General features: G+C 30.6%; 17 protein-coding genes and 1 tRNA gene. 15 read left to right on the plus strand and 3 right to left on the minus strand.

The genetic code is table 11. From position 1 onward, the window contains the following. Positions 1–325 (plus strand): IS3 family transposase (locus J2Z42_RS08945; RefSeq protein WP_209702306.1); only part of this gene is annotated, 325 nt, incomplete at its 5' end. 472 nt (positions 326–797) lie between these two features. On the opposite strand, the gene J2Z42_RS08950 is transcribed toward J2Z42_RS08945, so the two are convergent. Together J2Z42_RS08950 and J2Z42_RS08955 are read right to left on the minus strand one after the other, a co-directional pair. Next, a tRNA-Leu gene (locus tag J2Z42_RS08950) sits at positions 798–884 on the minus strand. 76 nt (positions 885–960) lie between these two features. Then, positions 961–1,893, minus strand: a complete 933-nt coding sequence (locus J2Z42_RS08955) for a metal ABC transporter substrate-binding protein (protein ID WP_439897324.1) — start codon at positions 1,891–1,893, stop codon at positions 961–963. A gap of 144 nt (positions 1,894–2,037) precedes the next feature. Between J2Z42_RS08955 and J2Z42_RS08960 the strand changes: the two genes are divergently transcribed. The 13 genes from J2Z42_RS08960 to J2Z42_RS09020 all read left to right on the plus strand — a co-directional run bounded on the left by J2Z42_RS08960 (position 2,038) and on the right by J2Z42_RS09020 (position 13,768). After that, on the plus strand, positions 2,038–3,309 hold the full coding sequence (locus J2Z42_RS08960) for an HD-GYP domain-containing protein (protein WP_209702308.1): 1,272 nt from the start codon (positions 2,038–2,040) through the stop codon (positions 3,307–3,309). 15 nt (positions 3,310–3,324) lie between these two features. After that, entirely contained in the window at positions 3,325–3,780 is a 456-nt protein-coding gene (tsaE, locus tag J2Z42_RS08965; RefSeq protein ID WP_209702309.1) for a tRNA (adenosine(37)-N6)-threonylcarbamoyltransferase complex ATPase subunit type 1 TsaE, read from the plus strand. Positions 3,781–3,783: 3 nt separating this feature from the next. Beyond that, entirely contained in the window at positions 3,784–4,491 is a 708-nt protein-coding gene (tsaB, locus tag J2Z42_RS08970; protein WP_209702310.1) for a tRNA (adenosine(37)-N6)-threonylcarbamoyltransferase complex dimerization subunit type 1 TsaB, read from the plus strand. Between the two features lies 1 nt (position 4,492). Then, positions 4,493–4,945: a ribosomal protein S18-alanine N-acetyltransferase gene (gene rimI / locus J2Z42_RS08975; protein ID WP_209702376.1), complete on the plus strand. Its 453-nt coding sequence runs from the start codon at positions 4,493–4,495 to the stop codon at positions 4,943–4,945. 90 nt (positions 4,946–5,035) lie between these two features. Beyond that, positions 5,036–5,449, plus strand: coding sequence for a universal stress protein (locus J2Z42_RS08980; RefSeq protein ID WP_209702311.1), 414 nt, complete (start codon positions 5,036–5,038; stop codon positions 5,447–5,449). A gap of 63 nt (positions 5,450–5,512) precedes the next feature. Then, complete coding sequence (locus J2Z42_RS08985; protein WP_209702312.1) at positions 5,513–5,929, plus strand: universal stress protein; 417 nt, start codon at positions 5,513–5,515, stop codon at positions 5,927–5,929. Positions 5,930–6,097: 168 nt separating this feature from the next. Beyond that, positions 6,098–7,774: a formate--tetrahydrofolate ligase gene (locus tag J2Z42_RS08990; RefSeq protein ID WP_209702313.1), complete on the plus strand. Its 1,677-nt coding sequence runs from the start codon at positions 6,098–6,100 to the stop codon at positions 7,772–7,774. A gap of 28 nt (positions 7,775–7,802) precedes the next feature. Then, positions 7,803–8,435, plus strand: coding sequence for a cyclodeaminase/cyclohydrolase family protein (locus J2Z42_RS08995; RefSeq protein ID WP_209702314.1), 633 nt, complete (start codon positions 7,803–7,805; stop codon positions 8,433–8,435). An 18-nt stretch (positions 8,436–8,453) separates the two neighbouring features. Then, positions 8,454–9,728, plus strand: a complete 1,275-nt coding sequence (locus tag J2Z42_RS09000) for a tetrahydrofolate dehydrogenase/cyclohydrolase catalytic domain-containing protein (protein WP_209702315.1) — start codon at positions 8,454–8,456, stop codon at positions 9,726–9,728. Positions 9,729–9,897: 169 nt separating this feature from the next. Next, positions 9,898–11,334 carry an NAD(P)/FAD-dependent oxidoreductase gene (locus J2Z42_RS09005; RefSeq protein ID WP_209702316.1) on the plus strand — a complete coding sequence of 479 codons (1,437 nt, stop codon included), beginning with the start codon at positions 9,898–9,900 and terminating at the stop codon, positions 11,332–11,334. A 62-nt stretch (positions 11,335–11,396) separates the two neighbouring features. Then, positions 11,397–12,656, plus strand: a complete 1,260-nt coding sequence (locus tag J2Z42_RS09010; RefSeq protein ID WP_209702317.1) for an NAD(P)/FAD-dependent oxidoreductase — start codon at positions 11,397–11,399, stop codon at positions 12,654–12,656. 4 nt (positions 12,657–12,660) lie between these two features. Then, on the plus strand, positions 12,661–13,029 hold the full coding sequence (locus J2Z42_RS09015) for a DUF1667 domain-containing protein (protein ID WP_209702318.1): 369 nt from the start codon (positions 12,661–12,663) through the stop codon (positions 13,027–13,029). A 145-nt stretch (positions 13,030–13,174) separates the two neighbouring features. Then, complete coding sequence (locus J2Z42_RS09020) at positions 13,175–13,768, plus strand: DUF1836 domain-containing protein (RefSeq protein ID WP_209702319.1); 594 nt, start codon at positions 13,175–13,177, stop codon at positions 13,766–13,768. Here the strand turns inward: J2Z42_RS09020 and J2Z42_RS09025 are convergent. Continuing rightward, positions 13,765–14,400 carry a RusA family crossover junction endodeoxyribonuclease gene (locus J2Z42_RS09025; RefSeq protein WP_209702320.1) on the minus strand — a complete coding sequence of 212 codons (636 nt, stop codon included), beginning with the start codon at positions 14,398–14,400 and terminating at the stop codon, positions 13,765–13,767. The two genes, J2Z42_RS09020 and J2Z42_RS09025, sit on opposite strands and share 4 nt — an antisense overlap. A 168-nt stretch (positions 14,401–14,568) precedes the next feature. On the opposite strand from J2Z42_RS09025, the gene tsaD reads away from it, so the two are divergent. After that, positions 14,569–15,597: a tRNA (adenosine(37)-N6)-threonylcarbamoyltransferase complex transferase subunit TsaD gene (gene tsaD / locus J2Z42_RS09030; RefSeq protein ID WP_209702321.1), complete on the plus strand. Its 1,029-nt coding sequence runs from the start codon at positions 14,569–14,571 to the stop codon at positions 15,595–15,597. Positions 15,598–15,669: the final 72 nt, after the last annotated feature.

Here is a 15,669-nt window from a genome sequence, read left to right on the forward strand (position 1 = left end):
AAGACCAACTGGTGTTATTCTACATTCGGACAGAGGGTCACAATATTGCTCAAATGATTACCAAAATTTAATAAATAAGTATGGATTTATATGCATGTCTCGTAAAGGTAACTGCTGGGATAATGCTCCTATGGAATCATTCTGGGGTAAAATGAAATGTGAATGGCTTTATGGAAATCACTTTAAAACACGTGAAGAAGCTCGTGCTGCTGTATTTGAATATGTTGAGATATTTTATAATAGGCAAAGAATACATGCTTCTAATGGTTATGTAACGCCTGAAAAATATTATAACAATTCAAATAAAAAATCAAAAGCAGCATAAAAATTAAAAGATTATGATAATCTACGAAATAAAGAGATATTACGAGTTTAAGATGTCTATTTTATTGGGGAAAGGTCATTTTATTGAATTTAACTATATGATTAACGTTAAAAGACTCCAATGTTTTTTATCAAAAATAGTGTTGTTATTTTTACTCTGTAACACAACCGTAACACAACCTAAAGAAAAAAGTATAATATCATGAGGAAATAAGATGGACAAGCAATAACTTAAGTGTAGATATATAAATGATTATAAGATGATGTAAAAAATGGTAAAACGAATTTCAATGAATCCAGAGGTCGTGGGTTGGGTACATCAATATGAAGGCTGCTACTATTTTGAATACTATAAAGCAGCAGAGTATAAAGTATTAAAAAAGTTTAATTCGTATGTTAGCAAAATGTTAGCAAATACCTAAAAAGAGCACTCTGGAAACAAGTTCCAGAGTGCTCTTAACAGTTGATATATCTGGTGCCGAAGGCGGGACTTGAACCCGCACGCTGTTACCAGCGACGGATTTTGAGTCCGTTGCGTCTGCCAATTTCACCACTTCGGCAAGTAACAAAAATTATAATATCATAAATATTATTTTACGTCAAGTATTAGTTTCGAAATCTAAAATACTAAATAAATTATTTGGAAATTATGCTATTTAAACTTTTTATATTTTGTTTAATTGTATTTTCATAACTATAATTGCCATTAAACATTTGAAGCTTAACTGGTTTAATTCCATAAGTTTTTAATATTTCAGAGTTTACATTTAACTCTGAATCATCAGTATATAAAAATACTATTTTATTATTTGAATTATTTTGATCTATTTCTTTCTTTATATCATCTGAAGAGAGAACATTATTAGAAGAAGCTATATCTAATAATTCAAGTTTACTATAATTCGTGAAATATTTCAGATTTTCATTTGATATTATAAATTTATAATCTGATAAACTCTCATCTATGGATTTTAAATTACTCTCATAGCTTTGAAGATTTTTTAATTCACTGGAAAAAATTTTTTCGTAAAAGGATCTATTTTTAGGATCTTTGTCCTCAACTGCATTTTTTATATTTACAAGCATTATTTTATAATTATCAATATCCATAAAATAATAAGGATTTTCATTTACTGTAATATTTTTGTACTTTAAAGGATGATTGTAAGCTAAAAGTTTTACACCCCTTGATGAATTAATTATTCCAACTTTGCTTTTATCAAGTTTATCTATGAAGTCATCTACCCAAATTTCAAAACTAGGACATACATATATGAACAAATCCTTTTTAGAAATATTATTTAAACTATCATATGTAAATTTAAAATTAATTTCGCTTTGCCTGTCCTTAAACATATAATTTATTGTATGTTTATCTTTAACTATAGTTTTCACAATTGTATATAGTAATTTATCTGTAGTAACTATATCTAAATTAACATTGTTATTAACAGCAACATTATGTGTATTGCTTTTTTGATCTTTGTTTTTTGAAATACTATTACAAGCAGTAAGAACTATCAAGAGAATAAGCATGATTAAGCTTATGGACTTTTTCAAATTGGTCACCTCTGCACATGTTTGGATAACTAAAATATTTTTATATATTAAATATATTTTACATAATGTACTTTAACAATGCAAATAATATATGTTTTTTAATCCATTTTATTGTGATAAAATTAATTATGCAAATATAAGAGAGGTATAAAGATGAAGATTAGTATGGATAAGATAATAATGGCTATGTCCACTGCTCTTGATTTGGCTCAAATGAGTTCTAGAAATAGTGATAATGATAAACAGGATATGATTATAGAAAAAATAACTAATGTTGATTATTCTAATCATAAATATATGCACCACTCAAAAAGAACTGCATATATTGCCCTTAGAATTGCCAATTATTTAAATTTAAATGAAGAAAATAAAAAAGAAATATATATATCTGCACTTCTTCATGATATAGGAGCAGCCAATTGCTTTAAGGAAAGTCATCATTCAACTACATTTATTAAACAACATTGTAAAATTGGAGCAAACATAATTAAGCCATTACCTAGATTCAAGAAAATATCAAAAATACTGTTGTATCATCATGAAAATTTTAATGGCAGTGGTGCTATTGGAATAAAAGGCAGCAATATTCCGCTTGAAAGTCAAATAATTAGAATTTCTGATTTAATAGAGATTTTATATAAAGAAGATGAGCCTACATTTAAACAAAGAAAATATATTCAAGATTGGGTAAAGAAACAAATTGAAATTATATTTTCACCCAAAATTGCAAATGCAGTTTTGGATATTTCGTCAAAGGATATATTTTGGTTTGATATTAATAATATATGTTTTACAGATGTAATTTTGGATAGAATAAAGCCTGAATTGAACATATATTTAAATTTGGATGAATTTCAGGTAATAGCAGAAATATTTGCGAATATTATAGATGATAAAAGTAAATTTACAGCTAGGCATTCTAAAGGTATAGCAAATTTAGCATATGAAGTTTCCAAATATATAGGATTCAATGAGGAAAAATGTGTTAAAATGAGAATAGCCGGACTTCTTCATGATATAGGTAAGCTTGCTATACCATTAAATATATTGGATAAAGATGGTCCTTTGAATAATGAAGAATTTGAAATTATAAAATCACATGTATACTATACTAAGATAATATTGGATGAAATAGAAGACATAAATGATATAAGTACATGGGCATCTAATCATCATGAAAAGCTTAATGGACATGGGTATCCGGCAGGACTTACAGCCAAAGATTTATCGGAAGAATCTAGAATTCTAGGAGTATGTGATATATATCAGGCATTAACTGAGGATAGACCTTATAGAAGCGGTTTAGGAAGAGAAAAAAGCTTTGACATAATACAGGATATGGTAAACAGTGGTTTTGTATGTGAAAAAGCATTTTCTAATTTGAGAAATACATTAATTTCATCACATAAGTTCGATGAAATTTAGTTTGTGAGGTATAATATGGATTTTTTTGTAGATAGAGTAGAGGATACTATTTCATTGGGTAAAAGATTAGGAAAAATTTTAAAAGCTGGTGATATAATATGTTTAAATGGAGACTTGGGAACAGGGAAAACTCATTTTGTAAAAGGATTGGCAGAAGGTCTTAACATAAAAGATCCTATAACAAGTCCAACTTTTTCTATAGTAAATGAATATGAGGGGAGACTTAAATTATATCATTTTGATGTGTATAGAGTTAATGATCCTGATGAGATAGAAGCTATTGGCTTTGATGAATATATTTTTAGTGATGCAGTTAGCGTTATAGAGTGGTCAAATTATATAAATGAATTAATACCGGAGGAATACATAGAGGTAAATATAGAAAAAGATAAATACGATAAACCAAATCACAGAAAAATAAGCATAAATTATCATGGAAGCAGATATGATTATATAAAGGAGTTAAAATAAAAAATGAAAATATTGAGTTTGGATTCTTCCACAGAATCTGCAACATGTGCAGTATTATCAGAAGAAAAATTATATGGAGAAATAACATTTAATTATAAAAAACAGCATTCTATAGTATTAATGCCAATGATAGATAATCTTCTTAAAAATGTTAATATTGATATAAATTCATTAGATGGATTTGTAGTTTGCAAAGGACCTGGATCTTTTACAGGACTTAGAATTGGTGCGGCTGTTATAAAAGGTTTGAGTCAGGGAACAGGAAAACCTTTTGTGTCGGTATCATCTTTAGATAGTCTTGCGTATAATCTTGCATATACTGAAGGAATTATATGTCCTATTCTGAATGCCCTGAGGGGTAATGTTTATACTGCCCTTTACAAATTCGAAAATTCTGATCTTAAGAGAACAAGTGAATATATGATAATATCTATGGAAGATTTAATAAAGAAATTAAATAAAATGAATCATCAAGTTTCGTTTGTTGGAGATGCAGTAAACATGTTTAAAGGCTATATTTTACAGAATGCAGCTAACAAAATTTCCTTTGCTCCGATTAATTTAAATATTGTAAGGGCTTCTTCATTAGGTGAAATTGGCCTTAAATTAATACAGGATAATAAATGTGATAATTTATATACCTTTGCACCCTTCTATCTGAGAAAATCTCAAGCAGAAAGAGAATATGAAAAGAAAGCCAAGATGCAATGAAATGGATGATGTACATATAGTACCATTAAAATCAGAACATATTGATGATGTGATTTTGATAGATAGATTGTCTTTTCACACGCCATGGAGCAGAGAATCTCTGGTTCAGGAAATTTCAAAAAATAAATTTGCAAAATATGTAGCTGTAATAAAACATAATACTGTCATTGGATATGGTGGTATGTGGATTATAATTGATGAGGCTCATATAACAAATATAGCGGTGCATCCTGAATACAGAGGTATTGGTGCAGGAAATTTAATTATGGAAGGGCTTATAAAAATATGCAAAAATAAAGGTGTAGGAGATATGACCTTAGAAGTTAGAAAGTCCAATATAATAGCACAAAATCTATATAAAAAGTATGGGTTTATAGAAGAGGGCTTGAGAAAATCCTATTATGCCGATAATAAGGAAGATGCTATAATAATGTGGAATCATAATGTTTTATAACAGCATTCTAGTATAAATAGAGGAAATAGAATTGTTTATGTAGAATATTTTAGATATGAAAATAATAGAAGATAGAAGGATGTGTTTTGTATGACTAAGAAAAAAATATTAGTACCTTTAGATGAGACGGATAGGAGTATGCACTCCCTTGATTGTTTAAAAAAATTATTTAAAAAAGACGAAGTACAGGTAACTCTTATGCATGTTTCTGAAATAGTTATAGCAAATGATATGGTTATATCAAATGATGAAATAGTAAGGGCAAAGGAGAAGGGAGAGAATATTTTATCAAGGGCGGAAAAACAGCTTGAAGGATATGAAGTTGAAAAGTATTGTGCCTTTGGATATGCCTCTGATGAAATACTTGCAAAATCAAAAGAGGATAAATTTGATGCAATAATCATGACAAAATCCAATAAAAAAGGCATAGCTAGAATGATTGGTTCTGTAACCAATAAGGTTCTAAAAAATACACAAATTTTAGTTATGATTGTTCCTGAATAAAAAAGCTATTTTAATTTTAAAGGAATATTTTAAATATAATAATTTAAAAGGAAGATGTTGTGTATGGAAAAGAAAAAAGTTTTAATACCTTTGGATGGAACAGATAGAAGTATGCACTCCATTGATTGTTTAAAAAAAATATTCAGCGAAAAAGATAATGTAAAAGTAACTCTTATGACCGTTTCTGAAATAGTTATAGCAAATGATATGGTTATATCGGATAGTGTAATAGAGAGGTCTGAAAAAGAGAGTAAGTATATTTTGGACAGGGCTGAAAAGGAAATTGAAGGGTATGAGGTTGAAAAATATTCTCCTTTTGGATATGCAGGAGATGAAATATTAAAAAAAGCACAAAAAGATAAATTTGATGCAATAATTATGACAAAATCAACTAAAAAAGGCCTGATTAGGATGATCGGTTCTGTAACATCTAAAGTCGTAAAAAATTCAAAAGCCTTGGTATTAATTGTTCCAGAATAAAAAATAATAAAAATTGTAAATTTAAATAGTCATAATGTTTTTTAACATTATGACTATTTTTGTATATGTTAAGGTGAAAATTTGCTATAATATAAGTACTATTATATAAATTTAATTTAGTATAAAAATTTTAATAAATATATAAATTATACATATGGAGGTAATAAAATGACTTTTAAATCAGACATAGAAATAGCTCAAAATTGTAAAATGCAAAAAATAACAAACATTGCGGAAAAAATGAATATCCCAGAGGAAAATGTAGAATTATACGGAAAATATAAGGCTAAAATAGACTACAATGTTTTAAAGAAATCAAAGGGCAAAAATGGAAAATTAATATTATGTACAGCAATAAATCCAACTCCTGCTGGAGAAGGTAAAACTACAACTTCAATAGGTCTTGCAGATGCACTGTCAAGGCTTGGAAAATCAACAGTTGTTGCTTTAAGAGAGCCATCTATGGGACCTGTATTTGGTATTAAAGGTGGAGCAGCAGGTGGTGGATATGCACAGGTTGTACCTATGGAAGATATAAATTTACATTTCACAGGTGATATACATGCGTTAACTGCTGCAAATAATTTACTTGCAGCTATGATAGATAATCACATTCAACATGGAAATTCACTTGACATAGATCCAAGGAGAATTACATGGAGAAGATGTGTGGACATGAATGATAGACAGCTGAGATTTGTAGTAGATGGATTGGGAGGAAAAGTAAATGGTACACCAAGGGAAGATGGATTTGATATAACAGTAGCTTCTGAAATAATGGCAATATTTTGCCTTGCAAATAACATAAAAGATTTAAAAGAGAGAATTGCAAAGATAGTTATAGGTTATAACAGAAACGGAGATCCTGTAACTGCTCATGACATAAAAGCAGAAGGTGCTATGGCTGCACTCTTAAAGGATGCATTAAAACCAAATTTGGTTCAGACTTTAGAGGGAACTCCTGCATTTATACATGGCGGACCTTTTGCAAATATTGCCCATGGTTGTAATTCCATAATGGCTACTAAAATGGCAAAGCATTTTGGAGATTATGCAGTTACAGAGGCAGGTTTTGGTGCTGACCTCGGAGCTGAAAAGTTTATTGACATTAAATGCAGAATGTCAGGCTTAAGACCAGATGCAGTTGTAATAGTAGCTACAATAAGGGCACTTAAATATAATGGCGGAGTAGAAAAGTCTAATCTTGGAGAAGAAAATTTGGAAGCACTTAAAAATGGAATACCTAACTTGTTGAAACATGTAGAAAATATAACAAAGGTATTTAAGCTGCCAGCTGTAGTGGCATTAAATAGATTCCCTACGGATACAGAAGCTGAGCTTAAATTGGTAGAGGAAGAATGCGCAAGACTTGGAGTAAATGTTAAGCTTTCAGAGGTTTGGGCAAAAGGCGGCGAAGGTGGAATAGAACTTGCAAAAGAAGTTCTTAGAATTATAGATGAGGAAGAAAATAATTTTGAATTTGCATATGATGTTAATCTGCCTATTAAGGAAAAAATAAAAACTATAGCCAGAAAAATATATGGGGCTAAAGATGTTAATTTTACAAAAGAAGCAAACAAGGAAATTAAAAATTTAGAAAAATTGGGATTTGATAAAACTCCGGTTTGTATAGCAAAAACTCAGTATTCATTGACTGATGATCCTTCAAAACTTGGCAGACCAGAGGATTTTACAATTACAGTAAGACAAATTTCTATTTCTGCAGGAGCAGGCTTCTTAGTTGCTATGACAGGTTCTATAATGAAAATGCCTGGACTTCCTAAAGTTCCATCAGCGGAGAAAATAGATGTAGATGAAAACGGAGTAATAAGTGGGTTATTTTAGTATATAAATCTAGTTTGGAGGGAACAACATGAAGATTGTAGATAATCCATGCAGTGATTTCATAGAAGAACTTTCTTCTAAAGCATCTGTACCAGGCGGCGGTGGAGCAGCAGCATTAGATGGAGCTATGGGAGCAGCTCTCCTAAGTATGGTATGTAATTTGACTCTTGGTAAGAAAAAATACGCACAATATACAGAAAAATTAACTGATATATTAAATAATGCAGGGAAATTAAAGGAAGAATTTTTGAATATGGTGGATGAAGATGCAGAAAATTTTCTTCCACTTTCAAAGGCTTATGGAATGCCCAAAAATACTGAAGAGGAAAGACTAAAAAAAGAAGAAGTACTTGACAAATGTTTAAAAGCAGCTTGCAGTGTACCTATAAAAGTGGTTAAAAAGGCTTATGATACAATTTTGCTTCATGAGGCAGTAGTGGATAATTGTTCAGAACTTGTATTAAGTGATATAGGAGTTGGGGTTCAGTGCTTGAAATCAGCACTCGCAGGCGGCTATCTTAATATTATTATAAATATTAAATATATAAAAGATTGTGAGTATACAGATATGGTAAAAAGTGAAGTACTGCCTTTAGTTGAAAAAGGATCTGAAATTGCAGAAAAAGTTTATAAAAGGGTAGTAGAAAAACTTTCTAAATAAAAAGGAGACTGTACTATAATGGGTGAAATAATTAAAGGAAAACCGGTGGCAGATGCTATAAGTTCGGAACTTATAGCTGAAGTGGAAAGCCTAAAATCAAAAAATATTATTCCGAAGCTTACAATAGTGAGAGTTGGAGAAAATGGAAGCGATATAGCCTATGAAAGAGGTGCTTTAAAAAGGTGCAGCAAGATTGGCATAAAAGCAGAAGTTAAAAAATTACCGGAAGATATATGCAAAAAAAATTTTATAGAAGAATTAAAAAAAATAAATGAAGATAAGAGTACAAATGGAATAATGATTTTTAGACCACTTCCTGGTGAGCTTCATGAAGATGTTATAAAACATGTTATAGATGCAAAAAAGGATGTGGATTGCTTTAACCCATTAAATATGTCTAAATTACTTGAAAATGATGCTTCAGGTTTTGCACCATGTACTGCAGCAGCTGTAATTGAAATACTTAAATATTATAATGTTGAAATGCAGGGAAAAAGAGTAGCTGTAGTTGGAAGGTCTATGGTTGTAGGAAAGCCCCTTTCTCTCCTTTTGTTAAATAATAATGCAACGGTAACTATTTGCCATTCGAAGACTAAAGAGTTGGAAAAGGTATGTTCTGAAGCTGATATTTTAATAGCATGTGTTGGAAAAAGTAAAATGATAAATTCAAATCATGTTAAACCCGGTGCTGTTGTAATTGATGTTGGGATAAATGTAGAAGATGACGGAACTATGTGCGGTGATGTTGATACTGAAGATTGTGTTAAAAAGGCAGCAATGATAACTCCGGTCCCAGGAGGCGTTGGCTCGGTTACTACGTCTATACTGGCAAAGCAGGTTATTTCAGCATGTAAACTTCAAAATGCCAATAATGAATCAAGTGAAGCAACTGCCTATGTAGATGGAAGTTTCAACAATGCTACATGTGAATTTTCTTGTGGTGGCGTGATATTTTGGAATAATAAAAAATACGATTTTTCTCAGAAATTTAGTGATGAAAAATTGGCAGAAATGCGAAATGTCGCAGGTGAAATAAAAGGAGCTGAAAGAGCAATTAAGTTCGCAATGGAAAATAAAATTGGCAAATTGACCATATATCATGACTATGAAGGAATTGCTAAATGGTGTACTGGTGAGTGGAAAGCAAAAAAAGATGGAACTATGGCATATAGGGACTTTTATGAAAATGCAAAGGAAAATATAAATATTGCTTTTGTAAAGGTAAAAGGACACAGCGGAGATAAATATAATGATATGGCAGACAAGTTAGCCAGACAGGCACTTGAAATGTAAAAATATACATAAAAAAATTATCTTTTTATATTTGAATATTTTGTTTGAATGTGATATTATAAAAGCATAATAAAAGATAATATTATGGCAGAGTTTATGAGAGCCAATTTAAGATATTTGCATATCTTAAATTGGCTCTTTTTTTAAAAATTAAAAGGAGGCATATTCAATGTTTGATGTAACAATTATAGGTAGTGGAGTTATAGGTAGTGTTATTGCAAGGGAATTATCTAGATATAAATTGAATATATGTGTAGTTGAAAAGGATTTAGATGTAGCAAATGGAACTAGTAAGGCAAATAGCGCTATAGTTCATGCTGGATTTGATGCAAAACCTGATACACTTAAAGGAAAGTTGAACGCAAAGGGAAACAAAATGTTTGACAAATTATCAAAAGAACTAGATTTTCCATTCAAAAGAATAGGCTCTCTTGTACTTTGTTTTGATAAAAATGAAGCTGGTAATCTTGACAAGTTAAAAAAACAAGGTGAAGAAAATGGTGTACCAGATCTTGAAATATTGAATGCAGATAGAGTAAGAAAGATGGAACCAAATTTATCGAAGGATGTAGTAGCAGCACTTTATGCACCTACAGGAGGCATAGTATGTCCTTATGAAATGACTATAGCTTTAGCTGAAAATGCGGCAGATAATGGTGTTAAGTTTGAACTTGATACTGAGGTTTTATCTATAAAAAAGGTTAATGATGTTTATAAAATTAAAACTGATAAAGGCGATATTGAAAGTAAAATTGTTATAAATGCTGCCGGTGTTTTTGCAGATAAAATAAATAATATGGTAAGTTCAAATAAGATTGAAATAATTCCAAGGAAAGGTGAATATTGCTTGTTCGATAAAGCGGTTGGAAATACTGTTTCAAGAACTATATTCCAACTTCCAACTAAGATGGGAAAAGGTGTACTTGTTACTCCAACTGTAGATGGAAATCTTTTAATAGGACCTGATGCAGAAGATGTTTCTGATAAGGAAGATGTTACAACTACAAGTGCAGGTATAGATTTTATATTAGAAAAAGCAAAGCTTAGTATAAATGAAATACCAATGAGACAGGTTATAACTTCATTTTCAGGGTTAAGAGCACATAGTACTTTAGGAGATTTTATAATAGGAGAAAGTGAAGATTCTGAAGGCTTTATAAATGTAGCTGGAATTGAATCACCAGGACTTTCAAGTGCTCCAGCTATAGGAGAATTAGTTAAAAATATTGTTGTTCAGAAACTCAGCCCTCAGGAAAATGAAAAATTTAATCCTATAAGAAAAGGAATACCTAAGTTTAGAGAAATGAGTAATGATGAGAGAAGAAAGCTTATAGCAGAAGACCATAGATATGGTAAGATAATATGCAGATGTGAGACAGTTACAGAAGGAGAAATAGTAAACTCTATAAAAAGGACACTTGGAGCAAGAACTTTGGATGGAGTTAAGAAGAGAACCAGGGCAGGTATGGGAAGATGTCAATCAGGTTTTTGTTCTCCAAGAGTAGTAGAAATACTTGCAAGAGAGCTAAAAATGTCTCCTGAAGATGTAACTAAGTTTGGCAAAAATTCAAATATATTGGTCGGCAAAAACAAGGAATATATTTAGTTCCGGAATTTAGAAAAATTTTGTTTCTTTAAATATAAATTATAAGGTTGGAGGTTAAAAATATGGAAAAGCATGATGTAGTTATAATTGGTGGAGGACCAGCAGGACTTGCAGCCGCTATTTCTGCTAGAGAAGAAGGAATAGAGGACATATTGATACTGGAGAGAGAAAATCAACTAGGTGGAATATTAAATCAATGTATTCACAATGGTTTTGGTCTTCATACTTTTAAAGAAGAGCTAACTGGACCTGAATATGCTCAGAGATTTATAGACAAAGTTATTGATATGAAAATTCCTTATAAATTAAATACAATGGTACTTGATTTAAATAAAGATAAAATTGTAACTGTAGTAAATGAAGAGGACGGAATAGTTGAAATACAAGCTAAATCAATTATACTTTGCATGGGATGCAGGGAAAGACCAAGAGGAGCCATAAATATACCAGGAAGCAGATGTGCTGGAATATATACGGCTGGAGCTGCTCAAAAGTTTGTAAATGTAGAAGGATATATGCCCGGAAAAGAAGTTGTAATATTAGGTTCTGGAGATATAGGACTTATTATGGCAAGAAGAATGACACTTGAAGGTGCTAAGGTTAAGGCAGTAGTAGAACTTATGCCATATTCAAGCGGACTTAAAAGAAATATAGTTCAATGTCTTGATGATTTTAATATACCATTGAAATTAAGCTATACTGTTACAAATATAAAAGGAAAAAATAGAGTTGAAGGTGTAACTATAGCAGAAGTTGGCAAGGATAGAAAACCTATTAAATCTACAGAGGAGTATATACCTTGTGATACATTGCTTCTATCAGTTGGATTACTTCCAGAAAATGAACTTTCAAGAAAGGCGGATATTGAACTTTCAAATATAACTGGCGGACCAATAGTTGATGAAAGTCTTGAAACAGACGTAGAAGGAATATTTGCATGTGGAAATGTGCTTCATGTACATGACCTTGTAGATAATGTAACTCTTGAAAGTATAAATGCAGGTAAAAGTGCTGCTGAATTTGTAAATGGAAAAAGATTTACTGGAGAAAAAATAGAAGTTATAGCTACAGATGGAGTTAGATATACTGTACCTAAATATATAAATCCAAAGAATGTAGATAAATTTTTGGATGTAAGATTTAGGGTTGGTCAGGCTTATAAGGATAGTTATATATCTGTTTACTTTGATGATGTTCGTGAAATGCATACTAAAAAAAGAATACTTGCACCAGGTGAAATGGAAACTGCCAAACTTACAAAAGCATTGTTTGATAAACACAAGGATTGCAAAACAATAACAATAAAGGTAGAGGAGGAATAGCAACATGGAAAATAGAGAATTAACCTGCATAGGATGTCCTATGGGATGCCAGCTGTTAGTTAAAATAGAAGGAGACAAGGTTATAGAAGTTACAGGCAATACTTGCAAACGTGGAGAAATATATGGACAGAAGGAATGCACAAATCCTACTAGAATAGTTACTTCTTCTGTATATGTAAAAAATGGAGAGATAGATGTAGTACCTGTAAAAACCAAGAATGATATTCCTAAGGCAAAAATATTTGATTGCGTAAAGGCACTTAAAAATGTAGTTATAGAAGCACCAGTTAATATTGGAGATGTTGTAGTTCCTAATATACTTGGTACTGGAGTTGATATAATTGCTACTAAAAAGATAGATAGAGTAGCATAAGAATTAATAGTTAATGAATTAAGATAGCTAGTGCATTAAGGTGTATTAGCTATTTTTGATTTAATTGAAATGTAATTCAATATTGTTTATAATTAGCATAAATAGCTAAGAATCTAGACATCTAAAGTTTTGGAGGTAAAATTATATGAAATACGATGAACTGAAAAAAATACTTAAGGAGCTCTCATCTTTTGAACAGTTAAAACTCTATAGTATACCGGATATCGATTTGTATATGGATCAGGTAACTACGTTTGTAGAAGATAAATTGGGATATTTAAAAAGAAATGAAGACGATAATGCTCTTACAAAAACTATGATTAACAATTATACTAAAGCTGGAATACTTATGCCGCCAAATAAGAAGAAATATTCAAAACAACATATGATACTTATTATACTGACTTATTATTTAAAACAGATATTATCCATAAATGATATTCAAAGGCTATTTTCACCTATAGTTAAGTCTATAAATTCTGGAGAAAATCATGATAAGGATTTGGAAAATATATATAATGATTTTTTGAATATAGAAAAAAATGAAGTTGATGAATTTGTAAATGATTTTCATAGCAAACTAAAATCAAAGTATGAATCGGAAAATGGTGAAAATAAAGATGAAGATGATGGCATAAACAACTTAATTGTAATTGTAATTATGCTCATCATAAAAGCAAATACAGAAAAAAGAATGGCGGAAAAAATTATTGATAAATTTTTCAACAATGAAGATTAGAATAATTTATTAAAGCAATTTTTGCAAATTACCAGTTTACCGTTGTTTGCCGAGATTGAATCGGATTTACTGATAGTTTTACCACAAATTTCACATTTTATAGTATTAGGGCTTGAATTTGAACTCTTAGTAGGCTTGTTTCTACATTTAGTTAAATTTATTTTTCTGTTTGGTGGTGGAGAGTATAGAATAGGGGATGTATATTGATCTCTTTCTTTAATTTTATAATCCATAAAATATTGGCTCTCTCCGAACAATTCAAGTTCGAACCTAGGATTGGCCTTGTCATAGAATTCTTCAATTATAATTCTTCTTATCTGGGCATCATTTATTATAAGTCCACTTTTTTCAATCCCGTCAAATATGCTTTTAGTTATATTATTTGTATCAGGGTGTCTCTTCTGGCTTTTATAATATACCTTTAGCACTGCAATCAAAGCTTCAGAAAGTTGAACTCCAGGATTCTGACATCTTGTTTCATAAGCAATCTGTTCTTCATATATGGCATATCTATCGTGATATTTTCCAGAATTATATGGAAGTATGGCTCTCCCTTTTACATTGAATAACTTAAAATTAGATTTTGATATAGGTGAACCACTAATTATAACTTTTGCATATGATTTATTCATTTTAAAAAATCTCCAAATTTAATATTTTAAATAATATTATAATTATAACATATGGATTTTCAGTTTATTGAATATCGGGTTGAATTTTAGCATAACAAATAATAAAATAAAATATACCAGACAAATACGTTATTTAAAGTGTTGGCTTGACACGGGAAGGGTAGAATTATGGATAATAAAGATATTAAAATACTTGCAATTGAGAGCAGCTGTGATGAAACATCCGCTGCAATTGTTGTAAATGGTAGAGATGTACTTTCAAATATAATATCATCACAAATAGATATACATACTAAATTTGGAGGGGTAGTTCCTGAAATAGCATCAAGAAAACATATAGAAGCTATAAGTGTTGTAGTGGATGAAGCATTAAAAGAGGCAAATATTGATTTAAAAGAAATAGATGCAGTTGGTGTTACATATGGACCTGGCCTCGTAGGCGCACTTCTTGTAGGACTTCAATATGCTAAAGGGCTTGCTTATGCTATAAAGAAGCCTTTGATTGGTGTAAACCATATAGAGGGACACATAAGTGCCAATTTCATTCAGTACAAGAAGTTAAATCCACCATTTGTATGCCTCGTTGTATCAGGAGGACATACTTATATTGTTTATATGAAGGACCATGGAGATTTTGAAGTGCTTGGTTCAACTAGAGATGACGCAGCAGGTGAAGCTTATGACAAGATAGCAAGAGCTATAGGACTTGGATATCCTGGCGGACCTAAAATAGATAAAATTGCAAAAGAGGGAAATCCAGATGCAATAAAATTTCCAAGGGCAAATTTTCACGACAGCGGATCACTGGATTTTTCATTTAGTGGGCTTAAGTCAGCAGTCCTTAATTATTTGAATCAAAAAGAAATGAAACATGAAGAAATAAACAGGGCAGATGTAGCTGCTTCTTTTCAAAAGGCAGTAGTAAGTTTTTTAGTGGATAATTCCATGAAGGCATGCAAATTAAAAAAGGTTGATAAAATAGCTGTAGCAGGAGGAGTAGCTGCAAACACATGCCTTAGAAAGACTTTGATTGATGAAGGAAATAAAATTGGAGTTAAAGTACTTTTCCCTGATTTTATACTTTGTACAGATAATGCAGCCATGATAGGCAGTGCTGCATATTTTGAATATAAAAAAGGAAAAACATCTACTATGGATTTAAATGCAGTACCAAATTTAAAACTCGGTGAAAGATAACTCTGAATAAAATTTCAAACTGTTTTTATTATTATCATCTAAAGTTAATAATAATTTTATAATGTTGAATAA

This window comes from Clostridium algifaecis (assembly GCF_017874415.1).
Classification (GTDB): Bacteria; Bacillota; Clostridia; order Clostridiales; family Clostridiaceae; genus Clostridium_B; species Clostridium_B algifaecis.

Bases quoted from the DNA above. Each gene is read 5' to 3' on its own strand.
- tsaD (WP_209702321.1), top strand. From the start codon at position 14,569: ATGGATAATAAAGATATTAAAATACTTGCAATTGAGAGCAGCTGTGAT.
- tsaE (WP_209702309.1), top strand. From the start codon at position 3,325: ATGGATTTTTTTGTAGATAGAGTAGAGGATACTATTTCATTGGGTAAA.
- J2Z42_RS08985 (WP_209702312.1), top strand. From the start codon at position 5,513: ATGGAAAAGAAAAAAGTTTTAATACCTTTGGATGGAACAGATAGAAGT.
- J2Z42_RS08980 (WP_209702311.1), top strand. From the start codon at position 5,036: ATGACTAAGAAAAAAATATTAGTACCTTTAGATGAGACGGATAGGAGT.
- J2Z42_RS09005 (WP_209702316.1), top strand. From the start codon at position 9,898: ATGTTTGATGTAACAATTATAGGTAGTGGAGTTATAGGTAGTGTTATT.
- J2Z42_RS08960 (WP_209702308.1), top strand. From the start codon at position 2,038: ATGAAGATTAGTATGGATAAGATAATAATGGCTATGTCCACTGCTCTT.
- rimI (WP_209702376.1), top strand. From the start codon at position 4,493: ATGGATGATGTACATATAGTACCATTAAAATCAGAACATATTGATGAT.
- J2Z42_RS09010 (WP_209702317.1), top strand. From the start codon at position 11,397: ATGGAAAAGCATGATGTAGTTATAATTGGTGGAGGACCAGCAGGACTT.
- J2Z42_RS08990 (WP_209702313.1), top strand. From the start codon at position 6,098: ATGACTTTTAAATCAGACATAGAAATAGCTCAAAATTGTAAAATGCAA.
- J2Z42_RS09020 (WP_209702319.1), top strand. From the start codon at position 13,175: ATGAAATACGATGAACTGAAAAAAATACTTAAGGAGCTCTCATCTTTT.
- J2Z42_RS09015 (WP_209702318.1), top strand. From the start codon at position 12,661: ATGGAAAATAGAGAATTAACCTGCATAGGATGTCCTATGGGATGCCAG.
- J2Z42_RS09000 (WP_209702315.1), top strand. From the start codon at position 8,454: ATGGGTGAAATAATTAAAGGAAAACCGGTGGCAGATGCTATAAGTTCG.
- J2Z42_RS09025 (WP_209702320.1), bottom strand. From the start codon at position 14,400: ATGAATAAATCATATGCAAAAGTTATAATTAGTGGTTCACCTATATCA.
- tsaB (WP_209702310.1), top strand. From the start codon at position 3,784: ATGAAAATATTGAGTTTGGATTCTTCCACAGAATCTGCAACATGTGCA.
- J2Z42_RS08995 (WP_209702314.1), top strand. From the start codon at position 7,803: ATGAAGATTGTAGATAATCCATGCAGTGATTTCATAGAAGAACTTTCT.